The 24,654-nt window shown below is 69.0% G+C and carries 26 protein-coding genes; 6 read left to right on the top strand and 20 right to left on the bottom strand.

The window, feature by feature from the left end; genetic code table 11:
* The first annotated feature begins 32 nt into the window (after positions 1-32).
* Positions 33-344: a hypothetical protein gene (locus T8T98_RS09205; RefSeq protein ID WP_160733100.1), complete on the top strand. Its 312-nt coding sequence runs from the start codon at positions 33-35 to the stop codon at positions 342-344.
* 246 nt (positions 345-590) lie between these two features.
* Positions 591-2,903, top strand: a complete 2,313-nt coding sequence (locus T8T98_RS09200; protein ID WP_251105415.1) for an EAL domain-containing protein — start codon at positions 591-593, stop codon at positions 2,901-2,903.
* A gap of 210 nt (positions 2,904-3,113) precedes the next feature.
* On the opposite strand, the gene T8T98_RS09195 is transcribed toward T8T98_RS09200, so the two are convergent.
* From T8T98_RS09195 to T8T98_RS09175, 5 genes are all read right to left on the bottom strand, one after another.
* Positions 3,114-4,022 carry an acyl-CoA thioesterase gene (locus T8T98_RS09195; RefSeq protein WP_160733098.1) on the bottom strand — a complete coding sequence of 303 codons (909 nt, stop codon included), beginning with the start codon at positions 4,020-4,022 and terminating at the stop codon, positions 3,114-3,116.
* 31 nt (positions 4,023-4,053) lie between these two features.
* The gene (locus tag T8T98_RS09190; RefSeq protein WP_251105416.1) at positions 4,054-4,941 is read right to left on the bottom strand and encodes a cupin-like domain-containing protein; all 888 of its coding nucleotides are present in this window, start codon (positions 4,939-4,941) and stop codon (positions 4,054-4,056) included.
* A gap of 3 nt (positions 4,942-4,944) precedes the next feature.
* On the bottom strand, positions 4,945-6,111 hold the full coding sequence (locus tag T8T98_RS09185; RefSeq protein ID WP_251105417.1) for a GNAT family N-acetyltransferase: 1,167 nt from the start codon (positions 6,109-6,111) through the stop codon (positions 4,945-4,947).
* A gap of 103 nt (positions 6,112-6,214) precedes the next feature.
* Entirely contained in the window at positions 6,215-8,317 is a 2,103-nt protein-coding gene (locus T8T98_RS09180; protein ID WP_251105418.1) for an alpha/beta hydrolase family protein, read from the bottom strand.
* 208 nt (positions 8,318-8,525) lie between these two features.
* Positions 8,526-10,640, bottom strand: coding sequence for a sodium-translocating pyrophosphatase (locus tag T8T98_RS09175; protein ID WP_160733096.1), 2,115 nt, complete (start codon positions 10,638-10,640; stop codon positions 8,526-8,528).
* A gap of 238 nt (positions 10,641-10,878) precedes the next feature.
* Here T8T98_RS09175 and T8T98_RS09170 point away from each other — a divergent pair, with 238 nt between their 5' ends.
* Together T8T98_RS09170 and T8T98_RS09165 are read left to right on the top strand one after the other, a co-directional pair.
* On the top strand, positions 10,879-11,073 hold the full coding sequence (locus tag T8T98_RS09170) for a hypothetical protein (RefSeq protein ID WP_160733095.1): 195 nt from the start codon (positions 10,879-10,881) through the stop codon (positions 11,071-11,073).
* The gene (locus T8T98_RS09165) at positions 11,070-12,083 is read left to right on the top strand and encodes a fatty acid desaturase (protein WP_251105419.1); all 1,014 of its coding nucleotides are present in this window, start codon (positions 11,070-11,072) and stop codon (positions 12,081-12,083) included. The genes T8T98_RS09170 and T8T98_RS09165 overlap by 4 nt, the downstream gene beginning before the upstream one ends.
* A gap of 97 nt (positions 12,084-12,180) precedes the next feature.
* Here T8T98_RS09165 and thiL read toward each other — a convergent pair whose 3' ends face one another.
* Genes thiL through hisG form a run of 4 tightly spaced genes read right to left on the bottom strand, consistent with a single transcriptional unit; the run spans position 12,181 to position 15,489 of the window.
* Positions 12,181-13,092: a thiamine-phosphate kinase gene (thiL, locus tag T8T98_RS09160; protein ID WP_251105420.1), complete on the bottom strand. Its 912-nt coding sequence runs from the start codon at positions 13,090-13,092 to the stop codon at positions 12,181-12,183.
* Complete coding sequence (gene nusB, locus T8T98_RS09155; protein ID WP_160733092.1) at positions 13,089-13,547, bottom strand: transcription antitermination factor NusB; 459 nt, start codon at positions 13,545-13,547, stop codon at positions 13,089-13,091. Before nusB ends, thiL begins: the two co-directional genes overlap by 4 nt.
* Positions 13,544-14,833 (bottom strand): histidinol dehydrogenase, encoded by a 1,290-nt coding sequence (hisD, locus tag T8T98_RS09150; RefSeq protein ID WP_251105421.1) that lies wholly within the window; start codon positions 14,831-14,833, stop codon positions 13,544-13,546. The genes nusB and hisD overlap by 4 nt, the downstream gene beginning before the upstream one ends.
* A complete protein-coding gene (hisG, locus tag T8T98_RS09145) occupies positions 14,833-15,489 on the bottom strand; it encodes an ATP phosphoribosyltransferase (RefSeq protein WP_251105422.1) in 657 nt (218 codons plus the stop codon). Before hisG ends, hisD begins: the two co-directional genes overlap by 1 nt.
* Positions 15,490-15,527: 38 nt before the next feature.
* On the opposite strand from hisG, the gene T8T98_RS09140 reads away from it, so the two are divergent.
* Positions 15,528-16,628 carry a DUF2332 domain-containing protein gene (locus T8T98_RS09140; protein WP_251105423.1) on the top strand — a complete coding sequence of 367 codons (1,101 nt, stop codon included), beginning with the start codon at positions 15,528-15,530 and terminating at the stop codon, positions 16,626-16,628.
* Between the two features lie 12 nt (positions 16,629-16,640).
* On the opposite strand, the gene T8T98_RS09135 is transcribed toward T8T98_RS09140, so the two are convergent.
* Genes T8T98_RS09135 through T8T98_RS09115 form a run of 5 tightly spaced genes read right to left on the bottom strand, consistent with a single transcriptional unit; the run spans position 16,641 to position 20,214 of the window.
* Positions 16,641-17,537: an alpha/beta fold hydrolase gene (locus T8T98_RS09135; protein ID WP_251105424.1), complete on the bottom strand. Its 897-nt coding sequence runs from the start codon at positions 17,535-17,537 to the stop codon at positions 16,641-16,643.
* Positions 17,538-17,541: 4 nt separating this feature from the next.
* Positions 17,542-18,357, bottom strand: coding sequence for an SDR family NAD(P)-dependent oxidoreductase (locus T8T98_RS09130; protein ID WP_251105425.1), 816 nt, complete (start codon positions 18,355-18,357; stop codon positions 17,542-17,544).
* On the bottom strand, positions 18,354-19,235 hold the full coding sequence (locus T8T98_RS09125) for a pirin family protein (RefSeq protein ID WP_160733087.1): 882 nt from the start codon (positions 19,233-19,235) through the stop codon (positions 18,354-18,356). The genes T8T98_RS09130 and T8T98_RS09125 overlap by 4 nt, the downstream gene beginning before the upstream one ends.
* Positions 19,232-19,939, bottom strand: a complete 708-nt coding sequence (locus tag T8T98_RS09120) for a glutathione S-transferase (protein WP_251105426.1) — start codon at positions 19,937-19,939, stop codon at positions 19,232-19,234. The genes T8T98_RS09125 and T8T98_RS09120 overlap by 4 nt, the downstream gene beginning before the upstream one ends.
* A complete protein-coding gene (locus T8T98_RS09115; RefSeq protein ID WP_251105427.1) occupies positions 19,939-20,214 on the bottom strand; it encodes a BolA family protein in 276 nt (91 codons plus the stop codon). Before T8T98_RS09115 ends, T8T98_RS09120 begins: the two co-directional genes overlap by 1 nt.
* Positions 20,215-20,265: 51 nt before the next feature.
* Between T8T98_RS09115 and T8T98_RS09110 the strand changes: the two genes are divergently transcribed.
* Entirely contained in the window at positions 20,266-20,859 is a 594-nt protein-coding gene (locus T8T98_RS09110) for a DnaJ domain-containing protein (RefSeq protein WP_160733084.1), read from the top strand.
* Here T8T98_RS09110 and T8T98_RS09105 read toward each other — a convergent pair.
* The 6 genes from T8T98_RS09105 to T8T98_RS09080 all read right to left on the bottom strand — a co-directional run bounded on the left by T8T98_RS09105 (position 20,856) and on the right by T8T98_RS09080 (position 24,652).
* Positions 20,856-21,206 (bottom strand): GFA family protein, encoded by a 351-nt coding sequence (locus tag T8T98_RS09105; protein ID WP_251105428.1) that lies wholly within the window; start codon positions 21,204-21,206, stop codon positions 20,856-20,858. The genes T8T98_RS09110 and T8T98_RS09105 overlap by 4 nt on opposite strands.
* Positions 21,203-21,841, bottom strand: coding sequence for a glutathione S-transferase family protein (locus T8T98_RS09100; protein ID WP_251105429.1), 639 nt, complete (start codon positions 21,839-21,841; stop codon positions 21,203-21,205). The genes T8T98_RS09105 and T8T98_RS09100 overlap by 4 nt, the downstream gene beginning before the upstream one ends.
* Before the next feature lie 81 nt (positions 21,842-21,922).
* The gene (locus T8T98_RS09095; protein WP_251105430.1) at positions 21,923-22,573 is read right to left on the bottom strand and encodes a glutathione S-transferase family protein; all 651 of its coding nucleotides are present in this window, start codon (positions 22,571-22,573) and stop codon (positions 21,923-21,925) included.
* Positions 22,573-23,238 (bottom strand): dihydrofolate reductase family protein, encoded by a 666-nt coding sequence (locus T8T98_RS09090; RefSeq protein ID WP_251105431.1) that lies wholly within the window; start codon positions 23,236-23,238, stop codon positions 22,573-22,575. The genes T8T98_RS09095 and T8T98_RS09090 overlap by 1 nt, the downstream gene beginning before the upstream one ends.
* Positions 23,239-23,241: 3 nt before the next feature.
* Positions 23,242-23,718, bottom strand: a complete 477-nt coding sequence (locus T8T98_RS09085) for a VOC family protein (RefSeq protein ID WP_251105432.1) — start codon at positions 23,716-23,718, stop codon at positions 23,242-23,244.
* Positions 23,719-23,848: 130 nt separating this feature from the next.
* The gene (locus T8T98_RS09080) at positions 23,849-24,652 is read right to left on the bottom strand and encodes a VOC family protein (RefSeq protein ID WP_251105433.1); all 804 of its coding nucleotides are present in this window, start codon (positions 24,650-24,652) and stop codon (positions 23,849-23,851) included.
* Positions 24,653-24,654: the final 2 nt, after the last annotated feature.

Genomic DNA, 24,654 nt, shown 5'->3' with positions numbered 1-24,654 from the left:
CCGCGAAGGCCGCCGATGCGAGGAGACGACACATGCACAGGATTGCCGCCATTATCGCGCTGGGCCTGGGACTATCGGCTTGCGCCACCGGAGGGCCGGGCAAGCACGGGTATTTCGATTGCAGCGATGGCTCGGTGCTGAAAGTGAACTTCACCCACGGCGGGGCGACCGTCGTCAGGAACAACGGCGTGCCGATCTACGTCCGCTCGGTCCAGTCGGTCGGCGCCTCGGTGTTCGAGAACCGCGCCGGCTACCGGCTCCAGGTTTCCGGCGACACCGTGACATGGAGCGGCAAGACGCGCGAGGCGCCGCTGACCTGCCGCCGCGTGACCCTGCCCCGCTAGGCGCGAAAAGGCATTCGCCTGCGCCCGCCGGCCCCGATGCGGCTCGTGCCTTCGCGCGGCTATCGTGTATAGTCGCCGGGGCGCCGCTTCGCTGCCGGTGGGCGTAGCCGTTCGCGGGCCCCGGCCCGCACGGCGTTTACCAATGGATGGCAGCAGTCAGGCGGCGTTCACGCCCCGATCGGCCGGTGCCGGAAACACCATCTTTACGATGTTCCCCTATGGCAGCGGCGAACAAGGGATGCTGCATTGTTGCCACTGGCACGAAACCTGATCGCATCCGAGAGGTTGCGCCATGCGGCAATCGCCGTAGGCATCGCCGTGCTCGTCGCGGTCACGACGATCCTGCGCCCGCTCGACATCACCGTCTGGTCGCTCCAGGCCAAGCTGTTCGATCACCGGCCCAGCGGCGAGATCGTGTTCGTGGAGGCGGAACGCGGAGCCGGGGCGGATGCGCTGGTCACCGCCAACCGGCGCCTTGCCGGGACGCTCGAGGCCGTGGATGCCGCCGGTGCAGCGCGCATATTCATCGACCTGCCGATCCAGCGAAGCGGCGATGACGCCGTGGACGAGCGCCTGCGCGGCGAGCTCCTGCGTCTGCGCGACATGACCGTGCTCACGCGTTCGCTTCGCACGGATTTCCTGAACGGGCGCGGCGTTGCCGAGACCGATCCCTTCTTCGCTCGCGGGCTGCGAATGGTCAGCAATGACTACAAGACCGATTTCCTCGGCTATGTCTGGGGTATCGATGCGGTTCATGGCGATGGCCGACGGACCCTGCCGGCATTGTGGACCGAGCTGGCCGGGAATTCCGGCCCCAAGGCGGAACTAGCGCCCGACTACGCGGTGAACGTCGAAGCCATCCCGTCCTTCGAAGCTGAAAACCTGGGAACAGACGCCCTGTCGGCCTCAATTCGCGATAGGGCGGTTGTTCTGGGCCAAGCCGGTCAGAGTCGTCGCGTGGTGAAAATCCCGGGCAGCGGCGTCGTCAATCCCAGCCTTGTTCACATCGTTGCCGCAGAAACCGCGCTACGTGGCGGCGGACAGCCGGTGAATTGGCCGTGGACAACCGCATTCTTTGGCCTGTTGCTGGCTCTGGCGGCGAGCGCTTCGGTCCGGGCGCGTCGTCGGCGTTTGCTTTACGGTCTTCTCGTGGTTTCGCTGGTGGCGACCGTCGTGGTCACAGCAGCCTCCGGGGTCAGGGCGATCTTTGCGTCGTCAATCGCACTTTTTATCGTCTACGCGTGTTTGCGGCTGATTGTTCGATTCAAACGTCGGCACCTCCTGGTCGAGCCGCGCAGCAAGCTGCCCAATTTCGTCGCCTTGAGACGCGATCTCAGCGACGATCCGCCCGACGGAGCGGCGGCCATCGTCGTGGCGAAGATCGCACGCCTCGATGCCGTGTTCGCGACGCTGACCCCGGCCGATCAGGGCCGATACCTGCGCCAGCTCGCCTCGCGGCTGGCGCTCGGCGATCCCGAAGCGCGCATCTATTACGACGGCGGCAAGTACTTCGCCCTGATCCTCGCCGCGGCCAAGTACGAGGACCTGCAAGGGCATCTGGAGGGTCTGCGCGCCATCGCATCGCAGTCGGTGACCGTATCGGACAGGGTGCTGGACGTTTCGATGACGATCGGCGTCGATCGATCGGCCGAGAAGTCGGGGCCCAGCCGGTTGAGCTCTGCCATTGCCGCCGCCGACCAGGCGCGCGAGGCCTATCGCCCGGTCTTCATCATCTCCGACACGGTCGACGATGCGGAAGAGTGGGACTATTCGCTGCAGGCGCGGCTGGAGAGCGCGCTCTCGCAGGATCGGATCTCGATCAAGTTGCAGCCGCAGGCCGATCTTCGCACTGGACAGATCATCGGTGCCGAGGCGCTGGCGCGGTGGGTGGACGAGGAGCGGGGCGAGATCCCGCCGGCCCGATTCATCCTCCAGTGCGAACGCGTCGGCCGGCTGGACGAGCTGACCAAGCGCATCCTGATGAAGAGCCTGAGTGCAGCGGAAACACTGCGACAGGCCGGTCATACGCCGCGCATCTCGGTGAATGTCTCGGCGATCCAGTTCGTCGATACCCGGATCGCCGAGCTGATCGAGCGCTGTCTGGCAGTTCGGCCAGCCGATCCATCTCGCCTCACGATCGAACTGACGGAAACCGCGCGCATCGAGGACTTTTCATCTGCCCGATCGGTAATTGAAGAGATCAAGGCGCTCGGAGTTTCGTTTTCCATGGACGATTTCGGGGTTGCCAGCGCGAACCTGGAGGCGATGTTCGAACTGCCTTTCGATGAGATCAAGATCGACCAGTTGTTTGTGCAACGCATTCACTCATCGCCGATGGCACGAGCTATCGTGGCCAATGTTTCGCGGCTTGCGAGAGAGACGGGGTTGACCTCAGTGGCCGAGGGAATCGAGGATCAACAGACCTTTACCGCACTGCGGGAGATGGGTGTCGACATCGGTCAAGGTTACCACATTGCGCGCCCGATCGTCCTTTCGGAGCTAGAAAAAACGCTTTCTTTACAAAAGGATGCCATCGCTCCTTTTGAAAATCGTGGTTAACAATTTACAAACGGACATGGTTAACGTATTTCTCCGTAGCAGGCAGCAACAGGAGATTAACCATGTTTGGTTCGATCTGGGACTGGATCTTCAACTGAGATCCTGAATACCGACAGTTTCGAAAAGGCCCCCTCGCGGGGCCTTTTCTTTTGCCCGCGCCGCACCTCTGTCGGCGCGAGTCGCGTCTCTCGCCGCCCTATTCGCTCACCGTCAGCCCTTGCGCCGGCGGATCATGCCTTCCTGGGCCACGCTCGCCACCAGGTTGCCCGCGCGGTCGAAGATGCGCCCGCGGTTGAAGCCGCGGCCGTTGCCGCTCCACGGGCTGTCGGTGGCGTAGAGCAGCCATTCGTCGGCCCGCGCGGGGCGGTGGAACCAGATCGCGTGGTCGAGGCTCGCCCCCACCATCTCGCCGCGCGCCCAGCTTATGCCGTGGGGCAGGGCGCTGGTGCCGAGCAGCGTATAGTCGCTGGCATAGGCGATCACCGCGCGGTGCAGCGCGGCATCGTCGGGCAGCGGCGCGGCCGCGCGGAACCAGGAATGGGCATGCGGCGGGCGCGGTTCGCTGTTCATCCAGTGCAGGCTGTCGGCCGTGCGCATCTCGATCGCGCGCGGGCGCAGCATCAGCGCGCGCTGCGCCTCGCCCAGACCGGGCATGGCATCGACGAAGCGGCGCCGCTGCTCCATGTCCGGCGGCAGGTCTTCCGGCGGGGCGACGTCGGGCATCGCGTAGTCGTCGTGCGACAGCCCTTCCTCCGGCCGCTGGAAACTGGCGGTGAGGTTCAGGATCGGCGTCTCCCCGCGCTCCGGGTCGTCCTGGCTGGCGACGACGCGGCGATTGGCGAAGCTGCGCCCGTCGAAGTCGGCCTCCACCCGGTAGGCGATCGGTGCGCCTTCGCGCCCGCCGCGCAGGAAATAGGCGTGGAGCGAGTGGGCGACCATCGCCTCGGGCGCGCTCGCCTGCGCGGCCTGGAGCGCCTGGGCCACGACCTGCCCGCCGAAGACCCGGCCGACACCGCCCTTCTGCGCGCGCCCTTCGAACCGGCCGCCGCCGTGCGGCGCGACGGTGAGGAGTTCGACGAGGTCGGCGACGAGGCTCTGGGCGCTGGGCTGGTCGGTCATGGCCGCGCTTTGCGGCCCCGGCACGCCGCGGTCAACCGGCCAGGCCGAGCCGCCGCAGCGCGCGATAGGCGAGCGCCTTGCCCTTGTTCCCGGCCGGCCAGCGCCCCGGCGGCGCGGGCCGGAGGCCGATCCGGCGCAGCAGGCGGTTTAAGCCGCGGGCGTCGGCCTCGGCGAAGCTCCAGTCGCTGCGCCAGGTGATCGACAGCGAGATCGAGCTGTCGGGGCCGTTGCGCACGAAGTGCGGGGCCATGACCGGCACGTAGACCGCCTCGCCCGGGCCGATCGCGAATTCGCGCCCGCCGGCGAGCAGTTCGTCGCGCCAGGTCAGCTCGCGCGCGCCGCCCGCGTGGTAGGATTCGTGGATCGTGTCGGGGGCATAGCGATCGTCGCCTGCCGGGAACTGGGTCATCGTCTTGCGGCCGACCAGCTGCAGCAGGATATTGTGCTCCGGGTCGAAGTGATAGGGGGTGACCGCGTCCGGGCTGGAGATGAAGACGAAGCCCTGGGGCCGCAGCATGGCCCCGGTGCGCGCCTCTATCTGCGGGCGGATCTCGTCCAGCAGCGCCATCAGCAGGTCCGCGTACTCGGGCACCTGCTCGATGTTCTTGAGCACGGCCCAGCTATTGCTGCGCGCGATGTGCCGGATCGTGTCCTCGATCGCGAGGCCGGTGCCCTCGGGCTTGCCGTCCACCCCGATCGGCAGGTCGCCGCGGTTGTACTCGATCGAGCGTTCGGGGAGCCGCGCGGCGAGCGCGGCCAGCGCGTCGAGCGTGAGCAGCGCGTTCTGCCCCAGGCCGTGCGCGAGGACGTGCGGCTCCTCGGGATAGGACCGGGCGAAGGCGGCGCGGGCCTCCTCCGCGAAAACGGGGGCGGGCCGCGCCTCGCCGGCGGGCAGGTCGATCGGGGTCTGGACGCCCATCGTTCACGTACTCCTGGTCTGGCGGGCCAGCTCGGCCCGCAGGATCTGGCGAAAGGCCGCGCGGCGAAGCCTGCCGCCGATGGCCACGTTGACGCGCACCATTGCGCGCTTCTCGCGCCAGATGCGCTCGATCATCGGGTGGTCGGCGGCCGCGCAGCTGTCGCACCAGGCAATGTCCTCGCGCGCCAGCAGGTCTAGGTTCTCGCGCTGGAGCAGGACGCCGGGCGAATAGCGGGCGTACCGTTCGTCGTAAGCGGTCTTGAAACTGAACGCGCCGGGCGGGGCGATGAAATTGGCCAGCATGGCGACGGGCGCGCCGTCGAGCGTCAGGCTCAGCCGTTCGAGCCGCCCGCGCGCCGCGGCCCCGTGCAGCGTCGCGGCGAACCAGCCGGCGGTGCGCGGGTCGTCGGCGAGGGCGGAGCCGTTGCGCCCCTTCCACCCGGCCTGCTCGAGCGCGAGGAACTGCTCGATCCAGCGCTCCAGCCCCGCGCCGTCGCTGCGGCGTTCGAACCCTTTCGCGCCTTCTTCGGCCAGGCGCTTGTCCTGCCGGCGCAGTTCCTTGCGCTTCTTGCCGTTCAGCGAGCGCTCGAAATAGGCCTGCGGCGACAGGCCCGATCGCAGCATCGCGCGTTCCTCGCGCTGGACCACGCCCCAGGCGCGCCCGTCCCCGTCCGCCACGCGGGCAAGGGCGGCGAACAGCGGGCCATTCGCGTCGAGCCGGTCGAGGTGGAGGAAGAGCGCCCTGCCGGTCGCCGCGTCGAGATGGCCGAACAGCGCGCGCCAGAACCGCTCCTCGAACCCGCTGCGGACCAGCGGGCTGCCGACGAAGAGGTTATCGTGGCTCCAGTTGACGCGATGGGGCAGGGGGTAGCCGTAATAGGCCGCCGCGCGCCCGAGCGGGACGAGCGCGCAGAGCCGCCCGCCGCACCGCAGCGCCATGATCGTGCAGTCCGCCCCGGCGCCGAGCCGCTCCAGCGCCGGCAGCAGGGCCCAGCGCTCGTAGAACGGATTGGGCTCTGCCACGGCATCGGCAAGCTCGTCCCACTCGGCGGCGAATTCGGCGCTGCGAACAAGGGCTGGGGCGACCGGGCGCAGCGAGGGGACGTCCCGCGACGCGATGTCGCGGGACGGTTCTCCAAGAGATGCGCGCCGATCGGGCAGGCTCGCCAAGAGTTAACCTTCGCTACCGCGGTCCAAGGTGCCGCGGCGCCTGCGATAGCAATGCCCCGGTTAAGATTTCCTAGAACGCGCCACCGTCCAGGATCGTCCGGCCTCAGATCCCCGTGATGTTCAGCCGCTGCGCCATGCGGCTGGCGGCGGGATCGAGTGGCGGGCGCTGGTCGTAGTCGGCATCGCCGGCCACGTAGGCGGGGTTGTGTTTCGCCAGCCATGCCGTCGCGCCGGCCAGCCACTCCAGCCGCTCTTCCTTGGTGAAATAGGGGCTGTGATGCCCGTTCTTCGGTTGTTCGAGATAGGCGTAGTCCACGCCTTCGCGCTTGCCGGCCCGCTTCAGTGCATCGCGCAGGACCCGTGCCTGTTCGATCGGGACGCGCGGATCGCGCACGCCGTGGACGATCAGGATCGGCGACCAGTCGCCTTCCGCGTTGCGCGCCGGGCTCACGTCGGTGAGCGAACTGGCCCCTTCCGCCAGGTAGTTCGCCCCGAAGCTGCCGAGATAGCTCTGGTCGTAGGCTTTCATGCGCGGAAGGTCGTAGACCCCGGCCCCCGCGATCGTGCAGTTCCAGCGGTCGGGATCGCGCTGGGCCGCGCGCGCGGAGGCATAGCCGCCGTAGGACCAGCCCATCATGCAGGCGCGGTCCTTGTCGACCAGTCCCTGAGCGTCAAGGTGATCGACGACGTCGTTGAGATCGTCCTGCATCCGGGTGCCGAAGCCGTCCTTGCGCCCTTCCTTGACGAACTCGGTGCCGTACCCGCCCGATCCGCGATAGTTGGGCTGGATGACGACATAACCCTGTTCGGCAATGGCCTGGGCCCACTGGTCGTACGTGGCATAGTCGCGCACACCATAAGGGCCGCCATGCGTGAGCACCACGACCGGCAGATCGCCCTGGCCTTCGCGCAGGCGCGGCCGGGTAACGATCGCCTCGATCTCCAGCCCGTCGCTGGCCTTGTATCGGATGGCCTCGACCGGGTTCATCACGCCGTCGCGGATCGCGTCGCTTTCATAGCCGATCACGCGGAAATCGCCGGTCGGCACGTCGTAGAGGTAATAGGAAGCCAGCTGGTTCGGCCGCGAGAGCGACACGATCATCCTGCTGTTGTCGTCGCTGCGGCTGACGATGCGGGCGTTGGCCTCGCCGAACTCTTCCTCCAGGAACGCGGATATCTGCGCGAAGACCGGGTCCGTCCAGCTGCGGCGCGGGCGATCGGTGGCGTAGGCGAAGCCCAGGATGCCGTTTTCGTCCTCGTTCGCAATCGCCGACGAAACGTCGTAGCCTTCGACGGAGAAGAGCTTTTCCCCGATCTCCATCGTCGCCAAGTTGGCCTTGTAGATCGCGCGGTAGCCCTCGTGGTTGCTGGAGACGATGGCCATGTCGGGTTCGTCGAGGAACACGATCGGCCGAATCCCCTTGCCTACGAAGTTTTCATCCCGCACCTTCTGCACGGTACGGAAGTTCTCGTCCGGGCCGGACCGATAGAGGTAGCGTTCCTCGCCGCTATCCGGGTCGGAGGCGAAACCCATCCGCACGACGCCCTTGCCGTCCGCTGCCCAGCCATCGACGATCGGGTTCGGCCGCTGGACCAGTTCGATCACCTTCCCGGTCGCTAGATCGACCCATTCGACCTGGTAACGGAAAGCCCGCTCGGTATTGCCGTCGTTGACCATGCGGGCGAGGAGAATGCGGTTGTTGTCCCCGTCGGTCATCAGGAGCGCGCCGGCATCCGACGTGGCGTCGCGCCATGCGAGCGGCGTCGTTTCCCCGGTCTGCGTGTCGTAGGAGGCGAGACGACGGACGGTCGCCCGGAGCCCGTAGGCGTTCTGGACCGAGTGGAGTTCGAACAGGACGTAGCGGTCGTTGGCCCATTCGTAATCCCACAGGATGCGGTCGCCGGTATCTTTCAGCGTTTCGGCAGTGGCGAAGACCTGGGGCTTGCCGCCCTTGTCGAGATCGATGATCGCATAGGCGAAGTTGTCTCCGGCGCCGATCGTCGCCAGGGCTCGGGTGCCGTCGGGCGAAAGCGTCAGGTTGCTGAGCGCCGGCAGCGCGGCGATCGTGTCGAGCGGGACCTTTTCCGCAACCGGATCGCCGGGCGTGGTCTGGGCCGCCGCGGGCAATGCGATCGCCGTTCCCAGCGCGGAAAGGGCAAGTGTGAAAATGCTGGCGCCACGGATCGTGCGCGATTTCGAAAACATCTGGTGTCCCCCCAAAAAATCGGCGGGAGACGCCGGCACCGAGGCAATGCCCCGAGGCCCGGTGCGCTTGGTCGCGGCTGCCGACGATCCCCCTTTGAATGCGTCGATCTTGGCATAAAGGGCCGCGACTGCAAGAAAAAACCCCGCCCGGCTGGTTACGGGCGGGGTCTGTGATCGTTTCGCAACGACCGGTCCGGTCGGCCCGTCCTCAGCCGGCGGCGAGGGCTGCCAGGAGGAGGAGGGCGACGATGTTGGTGATCTTGATCATCGGGTTCACCGCCGGGCCGGCGGTGTCCTTGTAGGGATCGCCCACCGTGTCGCCGGTCACCGCGGCCTTGTGCGCTTCCGAGCCCTTGCCGCCGTGATTGCCGTCCTCGATGTATTTCTTCGCGTTGTCCCACGCGCCGCCGCCCGCGGTCATCGACAGGGCGACGAACAGGCCGCCCACGATCACGCCGAGCAGGAGCGCGCCGAGCGCGGCGAAGCCGTTCGCCTCGCCCGCGACCCAGGTGATCGCGAAATAGACCACGATCGGGGCGAGCACCGGCAGCAGCGAGGGGACGATCATCTCCTTGATCGCCGCCTTGGTCACCAGGTCCACCGTCTTGGCATAGTCGGGGCGGCTGGTGCCGGCCATGATGCCCGGGTCGTTGCGGAACTGGTCGCGCACGTCCACCACCACGTCGCCGGCCGCGCGGCCGACCGCCGTCATGCCCAGCGCCCCGAACAGGTAGGGCAGGAGCGCGCCGAGCAGCAGGCCGACGATGACGTAGGGGTTCTCGAGGCTGAAATCGACCGTCACGTCGGGGAAGAAGATCCCGAGGTCGGTCGTGTAGGCGGCGAACAGGACGAGGGCGGCGAGCCCGGCCGAGCCGATCGCATAGCCCTTCGTCACGGCCTTGGTCGTATTGCCGACCGCGTCGAGCAGGTCGGTCTTCTCGCGCACGCTGTCGTCCAGCCCGGCCATTTCGGCGATGCCCCCGGCATTGTCGGTGACGGGGCCGTAGGCGTCGAGCGCCACGACCATGCCGGCCAGCGCCAGCATCGCGGTCGCGCCGTAGGCCAGCCCGATCAGGCCCGCGAGCTGGTAGGCACCGACGATCGCGGCGACGATCGCCAGCGTGGGCAGGGCGGTCGATTCGAGGCTGATTGCCAGGCCCTGGATCACGTTGGTGCCGTGGCCGGTTTCGGAAGCCTTGGCGATCGACCGCACCGGGCGGAAGCCGGTGCCGGTGTAATACTCGGTGATCCAGATGATGATGCCGGTCAGCACGAGGCCGATGATCGAGCACAGGAACAGGTCGGTCCCGGTGAAGGCGACCATGCCGGTGCCCGGGTTGAGCACGGTGTTCATGTCCGATCCCGCGGTGCCCAGGGCATGGCTGGTGACGAACCAGATCAGCGGAACGGCCAGGACGGCGGTGACGATGAAACCCTTGTACATCGCGCCCATCACGTTCGTGCCGCCGCCGAGGCGCACGAAGTAGGTGCCGATGATCGAGGTGACGATGCAGGCCCCGCCGATCAGCAGGGGCAGCGCCATCAGCGGCAGGAGCAGGTCGCCCACCGCGGTCAGCAGGAGCGCGGTGAGAACCATCGTCGCGCCCACGGTGACGACATAGGTTTCGAACAGGTCGGCGGCCATGCCGGCGCAGTCGCCGACATTGTCGCCCACGTTGTCGGCGATCACCGCCGGGTTGCGCGGATCGTCCTCCGGAATGCCCGCCTCGACCTTGCCGACGAGGTCGGCGCCGACGTCGGCGGCCTTGGTGAAGATCCCGCCGCCCAGGCGCGCGAAGATCGAGATCAGCGAGGCGCCGAAGGCGAGGGCGACGAGCGCGTCGATCACCTCGCGCCCATTGGGCTCGAGCGCCATCGGGCCGATCAGGACGTAGAAGAAGACCGCGATCGCCAGCAGCGCCAGCCCGGCCACCAGCATCCCGGTGATCGCGCCCGCGCGGAAGGCGATGGTCAGGCCCTGTTGCAGCCCGGTCTGCGCGGCCGCCGCGGTGCGCACGTTCGACCGGACCGAGATGTTCATCCCGATGAACCCGGCCACGCCCGACAGGATCGCGCCGATGACGAAGCCGATGGCCGAGATCGGGCCGAGGAAGACGCCGACGATGATCGCCACGGCCAGGCCGACCACGCCGATCGTCGTATATTGCCGGTTGAGATAGGCCCGCGCCCCTTCCTGGATGGCGCCGGCGATTTCCTGCATCTTCTCGTTGCCGGCATCTGCGCCGAGCACCTGGCGGCTGGTGACGAAGCCGTAAATAACGGCCAGCAGCCCCAGGCCAATTGCGATCATGACTAGATCCACGCGCCTTTCCCCTCTTCTTCCCAGATATTGTTCTTTTGCTGCGGCCCGCGTTTTCGCAGTGCCGTTCACTTCGCGAGGTATAGGGGGTGCGGCGCGGCGCGCAAGGGCTTGCGGGCGCCGCCCGCGACCGGGGCGAAGGGCGGGCCGCCCCCGGGCGGGTGACCCGAAATGCGACGGCGGCGCGGCCCGTTCGCCGCCGCGCTTGCGACTTGCCATGGTTAAGTTTAAGTAAACGGCCATGCAAAGCGCGGTCCAGGCCCTGTTCAAGATCATGCCGTTCCTGTTCGGCATAGGTTTTATCGCGCCGCTGATCGCGCAGACGATGGCCTATTGGGGCTGGTCGCCCCCGCTCGGCCTTTCGCCGATCGGCTTCGGCCTGCTGATCGGCGGGCCATGGGGCCTTTACGCGACCGTGCGGGGGCGCTGGATATGACCGACGGCATCGGCAACCCGCGCGATCTCGCGCTGTCCGGCGCGGCGGCCCCCGCGGCCCCCTCTGCCGACACCTCGCCGGCGCTCGACACCCCGCGCACGCGCGGCGACGGGCCTGCGATCCCGCTGGGCGGCGACGCGACGCTGGACAGGCACACCCGCATCGCCCTGCTGAAAGAGGAACGGGCCATCGCGCGGCGGTTCGAAGGCGGGAAGATGTGGATCTACCCCGCCGCCGCCTTCACCTGCTACGCGATCTGGCTCAGCTTTTTCCCGCTCGCGATCATGGGCTGGCTGAACCTTCCGCTCGCCTTCGTCCTGTCGACCGTCTTCGCGGTCGGCGGCTATGTCACCAGCCACGAGGCCATGCATTCGAACATCGCCCGGCACGGCACGAAGTGGCGCTGGCTGAACGAATGGACGGGCAAGGTCTCTACCATCATCATCGTCTTCCCGTTCTCGATGGCGCGGCTGATGCACCTCGAGCATCACTATCACTGCAACCACCCGGAAAAGGATCCCGACTATCCGGACCGGGCGAACGGGCCGTGGCACGCGATCTACAAGACCTGGCTCAACCGCCAGCCGGGGGTGGACGGGTCGATCCACATCTACAAGCGCATCCTCGCCGAAATGGGGACCAGGGAAGCCGCCGACGCGCTGAAGGACACGGTGCGCCTGCAACTGATCTTCATGGCCGTGCTGTTCGCCATGGCGTGGAGCGGATATGCGATAGAGGCGGCTTTGATCTGGTGGCTGCCGCGCCATATCGGCCTCAGCTATATCCGCTTCTACCTCAGCTGGGCCCCGCACCACCCGCGCGAGGACCAGGGCCGCTACGGCAATACCCGCCTGTTCAAGAGCCGGCTGGGCCAGATCGGATCGATCGGGATGGAAACCCACCTGGTCCACCACCTCTATCCCTCGATCCCGAACCACCGGACGAAGGAAGCCTACTACGCGCTGCGCCCGATCCTGGAGAAACGCGGCGTCCATTGCCCCGAGATCTGACCGGCGCGCGCGGCTGCACCCGGGAACGCCTTGCCGCGGCTTTCAAGACGTTACGACAACGAACCTCGCTGATCGAACGGGCGCCCGGTGCCGCGGCCTAGTGGCTGTAGCCGAGGCCGTCGGGGGAGGCGATCGGCCGGCCGTCGAGGATGAGCGCGCCGCCGCCATCGCTGTCCCCGTCGCTGCCCCCGTCGCCCCTGCTGTCGGGCGATTCGACCGTCCCGATGCGGGTCGCGCGGACCGGCGGGGCCAGGCCGGCGGGGAGGGCGAACAGCAGCTGGTAGTCGTCGCCCCAGCGCAGCGCCTCGTCGCGCCGTGCCTCGGGCAGCGCGATGGGCACCGCGGCGCTTTCCAGCACGAGGTTAGCCCCGCTCGCGCGCGCCATGCGCCAGGCATCGAGCAGCAGGCCGTCGGAAACGTCCATCATCGCGGTCGCCACCGGGGCGAGGGCGACGCCTTCGCCGACCAGCGCGCGCGGACGCAGGTAGGCGCCGGCCCCGTCGCGGTCGCCGGCGGTCAAGGCCTCGAACCCGGCGAGCGCCGCGCCGAGCGTCCCGGTCACCCAGACCGCGTCGCCCGGCCGCGCCCCGCCGCGCGACGGGACGGGGACGTGGCTCGCTCGTCCGATCGCGGTAAGGCCGTGGCTGCGCGGCGGGCCGCCCGATACCGTGTCGCCGCCGAGCAGGGGCACGCCGTAATGCCGCAGCGCGGCCTCCAGTCCGGCAACGAAGCGCGCCTCGTCCTTGCCGCGGGTGAAGCCGACGAGGACGCCGACCGGCCGCGCGCCCTTGGCCGCGAGGTCGGAGAGGTTGGTCGCGACGAGTTTCCACGCCACGTCGGCGGCGTCCTGCCCCCGCGCGGTGTGCACCCCTTCGACCAGCATGTCGTGGGTCAGCACCAGCGTTTCGCCCCCGATCTCGAGCACGGCCGCGTCGTCGTCGAGATTTCGCGCCCCTTCGTGCAGCGGAAGGGCGCGCAGGCGCTCGATCAGGTCGAGCTCCCCGCTCACCGCACCTGCCTGGCCACCGCGTCGAGTATGCCGTTGACGAACTTCGCTTCGCGGTCGTCGAAGAAGGCCTTGGCCACATCGACATATTCGCTGATCGCGGTGCCCACCGGCACGTCGGCCCGGGCGATCAGCTCGTAAGCGCCCGCGCGCAGGATCTGCAGCATGGTCTTGTCCAGCCGGGCGAGGTTCCAGCCCTGGGCCAGCCGTTCGCTCAGCAGCAGGTCGATCTCGTCGCAGCGCGCGTCCACGCCCGACACGACGTCGTCGAAGAAGGCGACTTCGGCATCGGCGTAGTGCTCGTCCTCGATCACCGCGCCTAGGCGGTGCTGGTGGAACTCGTCGAGCAGGCGGACGAGGGCCGTGCCTTCCATTTCGCGCTGGTAGAGCGCCTGGACCGCCGCGAGGCGCGCGGCCGAACGGGCGATCGAGCGCCGGGGCGAAGGTGCGGATGTCATTTGAGCCTCATGGAAACCGAATTTGCATGCGCGGGCAGGCCCTCGGCCTCGGCCAGGGCGACCGCGGCCGGGCCGATTGCCGCCAACGCGCCGGGGCCGCACTCGATGAAGCTGGTGCGCTTCATGAAATCGAGCACCGAGAGCCCGCTGGCGAAACGGGCGCGCCGCCCGGTCGGCAGGACGTGGTTGGGGCCGGCGACGTAATCGCCGACCGCCTCGGGCGTATGGCGGCCCAGGAACACGCTGCCGGCATGGCGCAGGCCGGCGAACAGGGGGGCGGGATCTGCCACCGCCAGCTCGACGTGCTCGGCCGCCAGCCGGTTGGCGAGCGGGATCGCCTGGTCGAGCGTCTCGACCACGATCATCACCCCGTTGTCGCGCCAGCTCGCCTGCGCGGTCGTGCGCGTGGCCAGCTGGGCGGACTGGGTATCGACCCGGTCCTCCACCTGGTCGGCGAAGGCGGCATCGTCGGTGATCAGGATCGATTGCGAGGTCGGGTCGTGCTCCGCCTGGCTGAGAAGGTCGGCGGCGATCCAGTCCGGGTCGTTGACGCCGTCGGCGATCACCAGGATCTCGCTCGGCCCGGCGACCATGTCGATGCCGACCACGCCGTAGAGTTGGCGCTTGGCCTCCGCCACCCAGGCGTTGCCCGGGCCGGTGACGACATCGACGCGGGCGATCCGCTCGGTGCCATAGGCGAGCGCGGCGATCGCCTGCGCCCCGCCGATGCGCCAGATCTCGTCCACCCCGGCGACATGGGCCGCGGCCAGGACCAGCGGGTTGCTTTCCCCGCCGCGGGTCGGGGTCACGACCACCAGCCGCCCGACGCCGGCCACGCGCGCGGGGATCGCGTTCATCAGCAGCGAGGAGGGATAGGCCGCGCGCCCCCCGGGCACGTAGAGGCCCGCGGCATCGACCGGCTGCCAGCGCGCGCCGAGCCGCACGCCGTTGCTATCGGTGAAGTCCCGGTCCGCCGGCAACTGGTCGCGGTGATAGGCCTCTATCCGCCGGGCGGCGAGGTCGAGCGCCTCGCGCAGCGCCGGTTCCAGCCCCTCGTAGGCCGCGCGGCACGCCTCCGGCGCGATGCGCCAGTCGCTGTCCTGCGTCAGCGCGTGCTTGTCGAAACGCTGCGTGTATTCGACCAGCGCGGCATCGCCCTTGCGGCGCACGCGCTCCACGATCGTCGCGACATCCTGCGACACCGCGATGTCGCTTTCGCGCCGCCCGTCGACGATCCGGGCGAAGGCCTTTTCGAAGCCGGGATCGGTGATGGCCAGCCGCCGCATCAGGCGCCTTCCGCACCGCTTGCGATCGCGCGGAACCGTTCGACCAACTCGCCGACGCGCGGATCGGTCTTGAGCGCGGCGCGGTTGACGATCAGCCGCGCGGAAACCTGCATGATGGCGTCGCGCTCCTCCAGCCCGTTCTCGGCCAGCGTGCGGCCGGTGGAAACGAGATCGACGATCCGCCGCGCGAGGCCCAGCGCGGGGGCGATTTCCATCGCGCCGTTCAGCTTGACGCACTCGGCCTGGATGCCCTGGCGTTCGAACCAGCGACGCGTGAGGTTCGGGTATTTCGTCGCCACGCGCATGTGGCTCGCCCCCGCGCCCGCCTCGGGCACGTCGGCCGGGGCGGCGAGCGACAGGCGGCAATGGCCGATGTCGAGATCGACCGGCGCGTAGAGATCGGAATAGTCGAATTCCTCGATCACGTCCGATCCCACGATGCCCGCCTGCGCCGCACCGTGGGCGACGAAAGTGGCGACGTCGAAGGCGCGCACCCGGATCAGGCGCAGGTCTTCGCGCGTGGTCGCGAAAGTAAGGCTGCGGTTGCCCTTGTCGTGGAACGCGCGTTCCGGCACGACGCCGGCGCGTTCCATCACGGGCAGAGCCTCGTCGAGAATACGCCCCTTGGGGATGGCGAAGGTCAGCGGTGTTGCCATTGCGCCGCGGCACTTAGGCAAGGGGCGAGGAAAGGGCAATGGAGATGGCCGAAAGGCAGGAGATGAAAATCGGGCGGGAAGATCCGCAGGCGCGGGGGCCGGAGGCGGTGCGCCGCGCCTTCGCCAACCAGGTCGCCTATTGCCGGTCGAACGGCGCGCCGGTGACTGCCGGCATCTGCGAGGGGCTGCACCGGCTGCTGGAGGGCGAGCGAGGCGGGGCGGTCATGCGGCGGGTGCGCAAGTGGCAGGGGCCGCCGCTCGCCGACGCCCTGCCGCTGCGGATCGCGGGCGGGCTGCACGCGCTTCACCTCGACGGGGCGGAGCCGGACCTCGAGCCGGTCTACGCCGGCCAGCGCACGACGCGCATGGCCGACCTGCTGGCCGATGTCATCGAACGGCACGAACCTTTCCTCATGCCCTGGCTCGACGGGCCGCCGCAGACCAACGAGGCGGGGCGCTCCGCCGCCTTCGCCGCGGCTTTCCTGTGGCTTCGCGCCCGGGGGCTGCCGGGGCGCCTCGCGCTCGGCGAGATCGGGGCCAGCGCCGGTATCAACCTGATGATGCGCCGCTATCGCTACGACCTGGGCGGGGTGCGCGTCGGCCCGCCGCGGGCGCGGATGCGGATCGCCCCCGAATGGCGCGGCGACCCGCCGCCCGCCGGCGATTTCGACATTGTCGGCGCGCAAGGCTGCGACATCGCGCCGGTGGACCTGGCGGACCCGCGCCAGGCCCTGCGGCTGCGCGCCTATATCTGGCCCGAGTTCACCGAGCGGTTCGCCCGGCTCGACGCGGCGATCGCCGCCGCCCGCACGTTCCCGCCCGAGATAGAGCGCAGCGCCGCGGCCGATTTCGTCGAGCGGACCCTGGCCGCCGCGCCCGAGGCGGGGGTGACGCGCGTGGTCATGCAGTCGGTCGTCTGGCAATACCTGCCGCCGGCGGAGCGCGAGCGGATCGAGGCGGCGATGGCCGAAGCCGGCGCGCGGGCCAGCGCCGAAAGCCCGCTTGCCTGGGTGGCGCTGGAGGCGAACCGCGAGAGCCACCGGCACGAGTTGTCGGTGCGCCACTGGCCCGGCGGGCCCGAGTGGACCCGGCTGGCGGTCGCCCATCCGCACGGCGAATGGATCGAGTGGAGCGGCTAGCCGGCCCGGCGCTCAGCCCGTCCGGCCGAGGAAATCGTCGAGCGCGGCATTGACCTTCTCGGGCGCCTCCCACGGCACGAAGTGGCCGCAATCGGGCACTTCGACGAGGGCAAGATCCTCGATCAGTTCGTCCATCCCCTCGAGGTTTTCGGGCGGGAGGGCGCGGTCGTCCATGGCCCAGATCACCAGGGTCGGGATCGTCAGCCGGGGCAGGGGCGGCGGGGTCCAGCCCCGTGGCGGCTCGTAAGGGGCGTCGAGCGGGGGCACGTCGATCGGGCTGGCCCGGTACCAGTTGAGCATTCCGAAGGCCGCCTCGCGGTCCTGCCAGTCGCGCAGTAGCGCCTCGCGCTCTTCCGGCTCCATCTCGCTCGGCCGGTCCCATTTCACTTCCTGCATCAGCAGGGCGGCCAGGCCGTGTTCGCGCACCAGCGCATCGTTCGTGCGGTCGCGGAAACCGCGGATATACTGGCTGGAGCGGCGCTGGTTCTCGTCGGTGTAGAGCAGTTTCTGGAAGATCGCCGGGTGCGGGGCATTGGCCACGACCGCGCGCGTCACCCGCCCGTTCGCCTGCCCGGCCAGCGCGGTGCCCCAGGCGATCGCCCCGCCCCAGTCGTGCCCGACGATGGTGAAGCGTTCGACCCCCAGCGCATCGGCCAGCAGGAAGATGTCGCCGATCAGCTTGTCGGGCGTATAGGCTTCCACCTCCTGCGGCTTCGACGATCCGCGATAGCCGCGCTGGTCCGGCGCGATGCACCGGAACCGGTCCGAAAGGTGCGCGATCTGGTGCCGCCAGGTCCGGTGGCTTTCGGGAAAGCCATGGAGGAAGACCAGCACCGGGGCGTCGCGCGGGCCCGTGTCCACCGTGTCCAGTTCGATCCCGTTCGCCAGCGTGACGCGCGTCTGTTCCATCTGCCTACCCCTCCGCTTCCATCTTTTCCATGTATCCACCGGCGACCATCGCCGCGACCTGGTCGAACACCTGGTCGGGCGTCTGGCGCAGCTTGCCCAGTGCCTCTTCCATCCCGCGCGCGACGATGATCTCGCGCTGGTTGAGCGCGATCGCATCGACCATTTCGCGGGCTGCCTCGTCCGGTGGGATCCCGTTGTCGATCGCCGGGTCGCTTTTGCCGCGTCGCGAGCCGTCGGCGGTCAGCGCATTGCGGCTGACGTCGGTCGCGACCGAGCCGGGCGCGACGACGTGGACTTCGACCCCCGATTGCGACAGCTCGGCGCGCAGCGCGTCGGCATAACCGACGAGGCCGAACTTGGCCGCGCAATAGGCGGTGCGCATCGGCACGCCGACCTTGCCGGCGATCGACGATATGAACACCAGCCGCCCGCTGCCCCGGTCGGCCATGTGCGGTACCAGCCCCTGCGCGAAGGCGATCTGCTGGACGAGGTCGATTGCGACGATCTCGCGATAGACGTGCATTTCGGTCTTGCGCGCGGCGCCGCGCTGCGAGACGCCGGCATTGGCGACCGCGATGTCCACCCCGCCGCGCCAGTCGATCGCCGCGCGCGTGGCGGCGGCCATGGCATCGTCGTCGCGCACGTCGAAGGGGAGGCACAGGCTCTCGGTCGCCAGCCCCTCGGCCACGGCGGCCAGCCGCGCCTCGTCGCGCCCGGAAAGAACGACGTGCGCCCCGCGGGATGCCAGCTCGCGCGAGAGGGCCGCGCCGATGCCCGAAGATGCGCCCGTGATCCAGGCGACCCGGTTTTCGAAACTCATGGATAGCTCACCGTCGTTGCTTTTTCAGGAAGGGGAATGAACTCGTCCTCGTCGCCCGGCACCGCCGGGAAGCGACCGTCCTTCCAGTCGCGCTTCGCCTGGTCGATCCGCTCGCGGTCGGAACTGACGAAGTTCCACCACACATGGCGCCTGGTGGCGAAAGCCTCGCCGCCCAGTAGCATGACCCGGCCCCCGCGCTCGCTCGCCAGCGTCATCGCAGCGCCGGGGGCGAGCACGGTCAGCTCGAACAGGGTCAGCGGCTGCCCGCCCACGCTCGCTTCGCCATCGACCAGCATGACGGCGCGTTCGTCCGCCTCGGCCTCGACCGGGATCGTCCCGCCAGGGGCGAGCGCGATCTCGGCATAGATCGTGCCGGCATGGGTCGTCGTCGGCGCGCGGCGGCCCCAGAGCTCGCCCATGACCACGATCGCGCGGGCCGGGCCGTCCTCCACCACCGGCAGGTCGGTCTGCGCCTCGAACGCGGGGGCGATCTCCTCCTGCCCGTCGGGCAGGGCCAGCCATGTCTGCATGCCATAGAGGCGCGCCCCGCGCTCCCGCTCGTCCTGCGGGCTGCGTTCGGAATGGACGATGCCGCTGCCCGCCGTCATCAGGTTGACCTGGCCCGGGCGGATCGTGGCGAAAGTGCCCAGGCTGTCGCGGTGATCGATCGCCCCTTCGAACAGCCAGGTGACCGTGGCGAGGTTGATGTGCGGGTGGGGCCGCACGTCCATGCCCGCGCCGATGTCGAGCTGCGCCGGCCCGAACTGGTCGACGAAGATGAACGGGCCGACCATTGATCGCTCGCGCGAGGGGATGGCGCGGCGGACCTCGAACTGGCCGAGGTCGTGGGTGACGGGGGTTATCGCTTGTTCGATCATGGGCCGTCGAGCTCCGGGTAATGGCGGAAGATGCCGTCTTCGTTGAACGCGATGCAGCGGGACGAGGCGCGATAGGCGGCCACGCCCTCGATCGCGCCGACCGCCGCGTGGCAGGCGGCCAGCCGCGGATAGCCGCCGAAGACCGCGGCCATCCGCCGGGGGAACATGTATTGCAGCCCCTCGACCAGCTGGAACAGCGAGGTGTCCACGTGGCTCCAGCGGTCGCCGAGCACGAAGGGCCCGCCGGTCTCGCCCAGGGCATCCTCGAAATAGTCGAGGAACCTGGTCAGCCGGCCGGCGCGGAACTCGGCAGCGGCGCGCGCGGCGGCGTCCTCCTGCTCGCGGTAGTAGAGGCCGGTCGCGACCGGGTGGTGGACGGCATGGACTTCGGCGACCATGTCGCTGACGGTCAGCTGGACGGTGATCAGTTCCAGGTCGCGCGCGAGCGTGCCGGCGCCGAAGCCGTGCCGGTCGGCGAGCCAGGCGAGGATATGCGCGACTTGCGCGATCGCGAAGTCGCCATCGACGAGATAGGGCGGGGCGAAAGGGCGCAGGCCCTTGCGCGCCGCGAGGTCGGCGGCCAGCGCATCGGCCCCGTCCTCGCGCGCGCGGTCGCGATAGGCAATGCCGGCAGCCTCCAGCGCCAGCCGCACGAATTCCCCGCGCCCGGGGATCTGCGGCCAGTACCAGAGGTCGTAGGCCATCAGCCGTCGCCGGGTGCGAAGGCGCGAATGGCAAGGGCGTGGACGCGCTCGCCCGGGATGTCGCCCAGCGCGCGGTTGACCATGCGCTGGCGTTCGAGCCGGCCCTTGCCGGCAAAGGCCGCGCTCTCGATCACGACGGTGAAGTGCGATTCGCCGCTGCCGTCGTCGCCCGCGTGGCCCCGGTGGCTGGCGCTGTCGTTGATGACGTCCAGCCGGTTGGGGGAGAATGCCTGTTCGAGACGCGTCTCGATCTCGGATTGCAACGGAGTCGTCATAGGCCCGGTTTGGGGGTTCCCATCGCCCTTGTCCATGCCCATCCTAATGGGGTGAAGCAGACGAAGTTCCATGGACGTTACGAGGGCAGCGGGCGGGAATGCGAGCGGCCGGGATGCCGCGAAAGGGGCGAGTTCCGCGCCCCCGGCAGGCGCGGCAATTCGTTCGACGGGCCGGGCGAATGGCGCTGGTTCTGCCTCGACCACGTGCGCGAGTTCAATGCCGGGTACGACTGGTTCGAGGGGATGAGCGCGGAGGAGATCCTGGCCGCCCAGGCCCCCGGCGCCGGCTGGCGCACCGAAACCCACGCCTACCGCCCGCCCGGCGGAGTGGACGGCATGCCGCGCTGGTCCGATTTCGACGACCCGCTCGACGCGATTTCCGCCCGCGCGGGCGGAATCCGGAGCCGGGCCGAGCGCGAGGCGCGCATGGCGATGGATGCCCGTTTCAGCGCCGAGGAGGCCAGGGCGCTGGAAACGATGGGGCTGGGCCTCGATACCGACCTTCGCCGCCTGCGCCGCCGCTATTCGGAACTGGTCCGCCGCTATCACCCCGATCGCAACGGGGGCGACCGCCGGCACGAGGCGCGTCTCGGCCGCGTGGTCGAGGCCTACCAGCTCCTGCGCAAGAGCGCGGTCTTCGCCTAGAACGACGCGCCGTCCACGGCGGTGAGCTTCAGCCGGTCGAGATCGCAATCTTCCACGCACCGCAGGTTGACCGCGACCATGGCGTTGCCCTGCGGATCGGTGCCGGTGGCAAACGGCGTGCAGCCGCAGTCCATGCAGAAATGGTGGTGGATCGCGTTCTTGCCGAACCGGTAATCGCGCAGCTTGTCCGCCGGCGCGTGGAGGCTTGCCGCGTCCGCCGGAACGAAGTGCAGCACGGTCCCCTTGCGCCGGCAGATCGAACAGTTGCAGGTCATCGCCTCGGCCGGCAGGTCGCCCGCGATCGTCGCCCCGATCGTGCCGCAATGGCATGTGCTCGTGTAACTCATCCCGCGCCCCCTTCGCCCTGCATTTCGGCCATCAGCCGGCCGTCGATCGCCTTGCCTTCGCGATAGGCCGGACGCTCGCGGCAGCGCGCGGCATAGGCTTCCAAGACGTCGCGCGGCGGGATCGAGCCGAACTGGAGCCCCCAGTCGATCGCGCTGCCGACATAGACATCGGCCATGGTGAACCGTTCGCCGCAGACATGGTCGCGATCCGCCAGCCAGCCCGCGATCGCGTCCAGCGCGCGCTCGTAACTGCCGAACCCGGCGCTCCTTTCCTGATCGGGCGACAGTTCCCAGCCGAACATCCGCGCCGTCACCGCCTGTTCCAGCGGGCCGGCGGCGAAGAACATCCAGCGGAAATAGTCGGCCTTCTCGTGCGCGCGCGGCAGCAGTTCGGGCGCCGACATCTCGGCCAGGTAGTGGCAGATTGCCGCCGCCTCGGTCACGACGTGATCGTGGCCGGCGTGGTGATGGACCACCGTCGGCAGCTTGCCCAGCGAATTGGCCGCCATCAGCGCCGCCGGGGGGTTGTCGAACGGCACGAAGACCGGCTCGTAATCGACGGCCGCCTCGTGCAGCGCCCAGCGGGCGATCTGCGCCCGGCTCATCGGATTGAAGAAGAACGTGTACTCGGCCATGGCGCAGCCTCTCCCTTGAACGGGTGGGAACAATACAGGAACATCGGCAGCGGTCAACCGCGACCGGTCGATCGCACCCGCTCAGTCGCGATCGGGTGCGCCCAGCGGGAACAGGTCGCGGAAAGGGCGTGCATCCTCGACGCAGCGGGCGACCGGCGGCAGGGCCAGCAGTTCGCGCCGCAGCTCAAGAAGACGCGGACAATCGGCCGGAATCTGTTCGACCCAGTCGGCATAGAACAGCGATGGCGCCGCCGCGCAGGTGACGAGCGAGACGTGTTCGGGCAGCGCGTTCCGCGCCAGCCACCCTTCGAGCCAGGCATAGGCGCGCCGGAGCGTTTCCCCGCCCTGCCGCACCGCCCCCGGATCGGGGTTCGCGCTGTCGGCGAGGTAGGCGTGGACCACCTGTTGCACGCCGCCCATCACGTAGTTGTCGAACACCCGGTCCAGCATCCGGGTCGTGACCGCCGCGGCCGGATCGGCCGGGATCAGCGGCGCACGGCCCGGATGGTGCTGCGCGAGGTGCTCGACGATCGCCGTCGCCTCGATCACCGTTGTCCCGCCATCGACCAGCACCGGGAACTTGCCCGTCGGGTGGGCGCGCTCGACGAAAGCCGCGTGCTCGGGATGATCGGGCCCGACCTCGCGAAATTCGTACGGCGTGCCGTTGGCATGGAGCGGGATCAGCGCCTTCCAGGTATAGGACGAGAAAAGATGGCCGTAGAGTATCGGCATCACCAGGTCCCCTCGGCCATGCGGCGACGCCGCGCGATCTCGGCCTCGCTCGGTTCCTGCGCGGCGAAGCTGCCCACGTCGGGCGGCCCGTTCGGCTCGTAAGTGGACATGACGCAGCCGCCGGCGCCGATGCGCTGTTCCACCATGCGGAACGTGCGCGCCGGCGTGCCTTCGCCGAACAAGCGCTTGCCCGTGCCCAGCGTGACCGGCACCGTCATCAGCACGAGCCGGTCGAGCAGCTTGCGTTCGAGCAGTTGCGGATAGAGCGTCGAACTGCCCTGGATCACGAGGTCCGGCCCTTCCTGCCGCTTGAGCCGCGCCAGCGCGTCGAGATCGGCCAGGCGATGGCTCCCCTCCCACTCGGCCTGCAGCTCGGAGGTGGAAAGCACGTACTTGCGCGCGCGGGCGAACATCGCGGCGACCGGATCGTCCTGCGGCTGGTAAGGCCAGTGGCCGGCGAAGATATCGTACGTGCGCCGGCCCAGCAGGAGATCGAACGGCATCGACAGCAGCGTGTCGACCTGGTTGGCGATCGTTTCCTCGAACAGGTTCGCCAGCCAGCCGCCCAGCGCGAAATCGCCGGTCGTGTCTTCCTCCGGCCCGCCCGGGGCCTGGACAATGCCGTCGAGCGAAATGAAGGCCCCGCCGATAATGCGTCTACCCATCCGTCAGGCCCCCTTGCGAGCGGCTTCGATCGCGGCGACGTCGATCTTGCGCATCGTCATCATCGCCTCGAAAGCGCGGGACGCTTCCTCGCCGCCGGCGGCCATCGCCTCGGTCAGGACGCGGGGCGTGATCTGCCAGTTGAGGCCCCACTTGTCGCGGCACCAGCCGCAAGCCGATTCCTCGCCTCCGTTGCCGACGATCGCGTTCCAGTAACGGTCGGTTTCCTCCTGGTCCTCGGTCGCGATCTGGAACGAGAACGCCTCGGTCTGCGGGAAGGAGGGGCCGCCGTTCAGGCCGAGGCACGGAATGTCGCAGACCGTGAATTCGACCGTGAGCACGTCGCCTTCCTTGCCGCCGGGGAAATCGCTCGGCGCCGTGCGCACGGCGGTCACTTCGCTGTCGGGGAACGTCGCGGCATAGAACCGCGCGGCCTCTTCGGCGTCCCGATCGAACCACAGGCAGATGGTGTTCTTGTTCATTGCGATCTCCTTCGCGCTTCTTTTTTTCCGGCCCTGTCTTTTCGGGCCCATTCTTTCGGGGCCTTGTTTCCGGAGGCCTTGTCGGTTCGGGCTTCGTCGTCTTGTCGGGCCCTGGTTTCGGGGGCGGGCCCTATCGCCGGCGCGGGCCGATCAGGCCGACGATCGCCCCTTGCGGGTCCGTGCACTGGAGCGCGAACTCGCCGCCGGGGATCTCGGTGATCTCGTCCAGGTGCCGCCCGCCGCGGTCGGTGGCGGCGCGGGCCGCCCGGTCGATGTCGTCCACGCCGAGGTAGAAGGTCCAGCCCGTGCGGGGCGCGGCCTGCAGGTGCGGCATGATCGCGCCGATCATCGCGTCGCCGCGATGGAGGAAGCGGTAGGTGCCCATCTCGCCCATCGGCATGGTTTCCTTCTGCTCCCAGCCGAAGACCTCGCCGTAGAGCGCGGCCGCCGCCTGCGGCTCGCGCGTCTGCAATTCGTTCCAGCGCACGTGCTGCGCGCGGGCGTCATCGAAGACGTCGCTTTTCGCGTCGGGCGGACCCGGGGGCGGCGCAGGCCGCATGACGTAGATCGCGGCCCCCTGCGGGTCCTGCACCAGCGCGATGCGGCCGACGCCTTCCATGTCGTGCGGGGCGACGTGCACGCTGCCGCCCGCCTCGACGATCCGGGCCACCGCGCGATCGACGTCGGGGTGATGGACATAGCCGAGCCAGCCGGGGGCGGCGCCGGCTTCGCACATCGCATCGGTCAGGGTCAGGACGCCGCCCGCCCGGCCTCCGTCGGCGCGGAGGATCATGCGGTAATCGGGCCCGCCCGGCGGGGCCGTGCTTTCCTGCGCGAAAGTCCAGCCGACGACTTCGCGATAGAAGTCGGCCGCGCTTTCGCGGTCGGTGGTCATCAGTTCGTACCAGATGAAGGCGCCGCGATCGCTGGCCATCG

The organism is Pelagerythrobacter marinus (assembly GCF_034375205.1).
Classification (GTDB): Bacteria; Pseudomonadota; Alphaproteobacteria; order Sphingomonadales; family Sphingomonadaceae; genus Pelagerythrobacter; species Pelagerythrobacter marinus.
The sequence above is the reverse complement of the archived record's forward strand: the minus strand, read 5'-3'. Positions and strand labels throughout refer to the sequence as shown.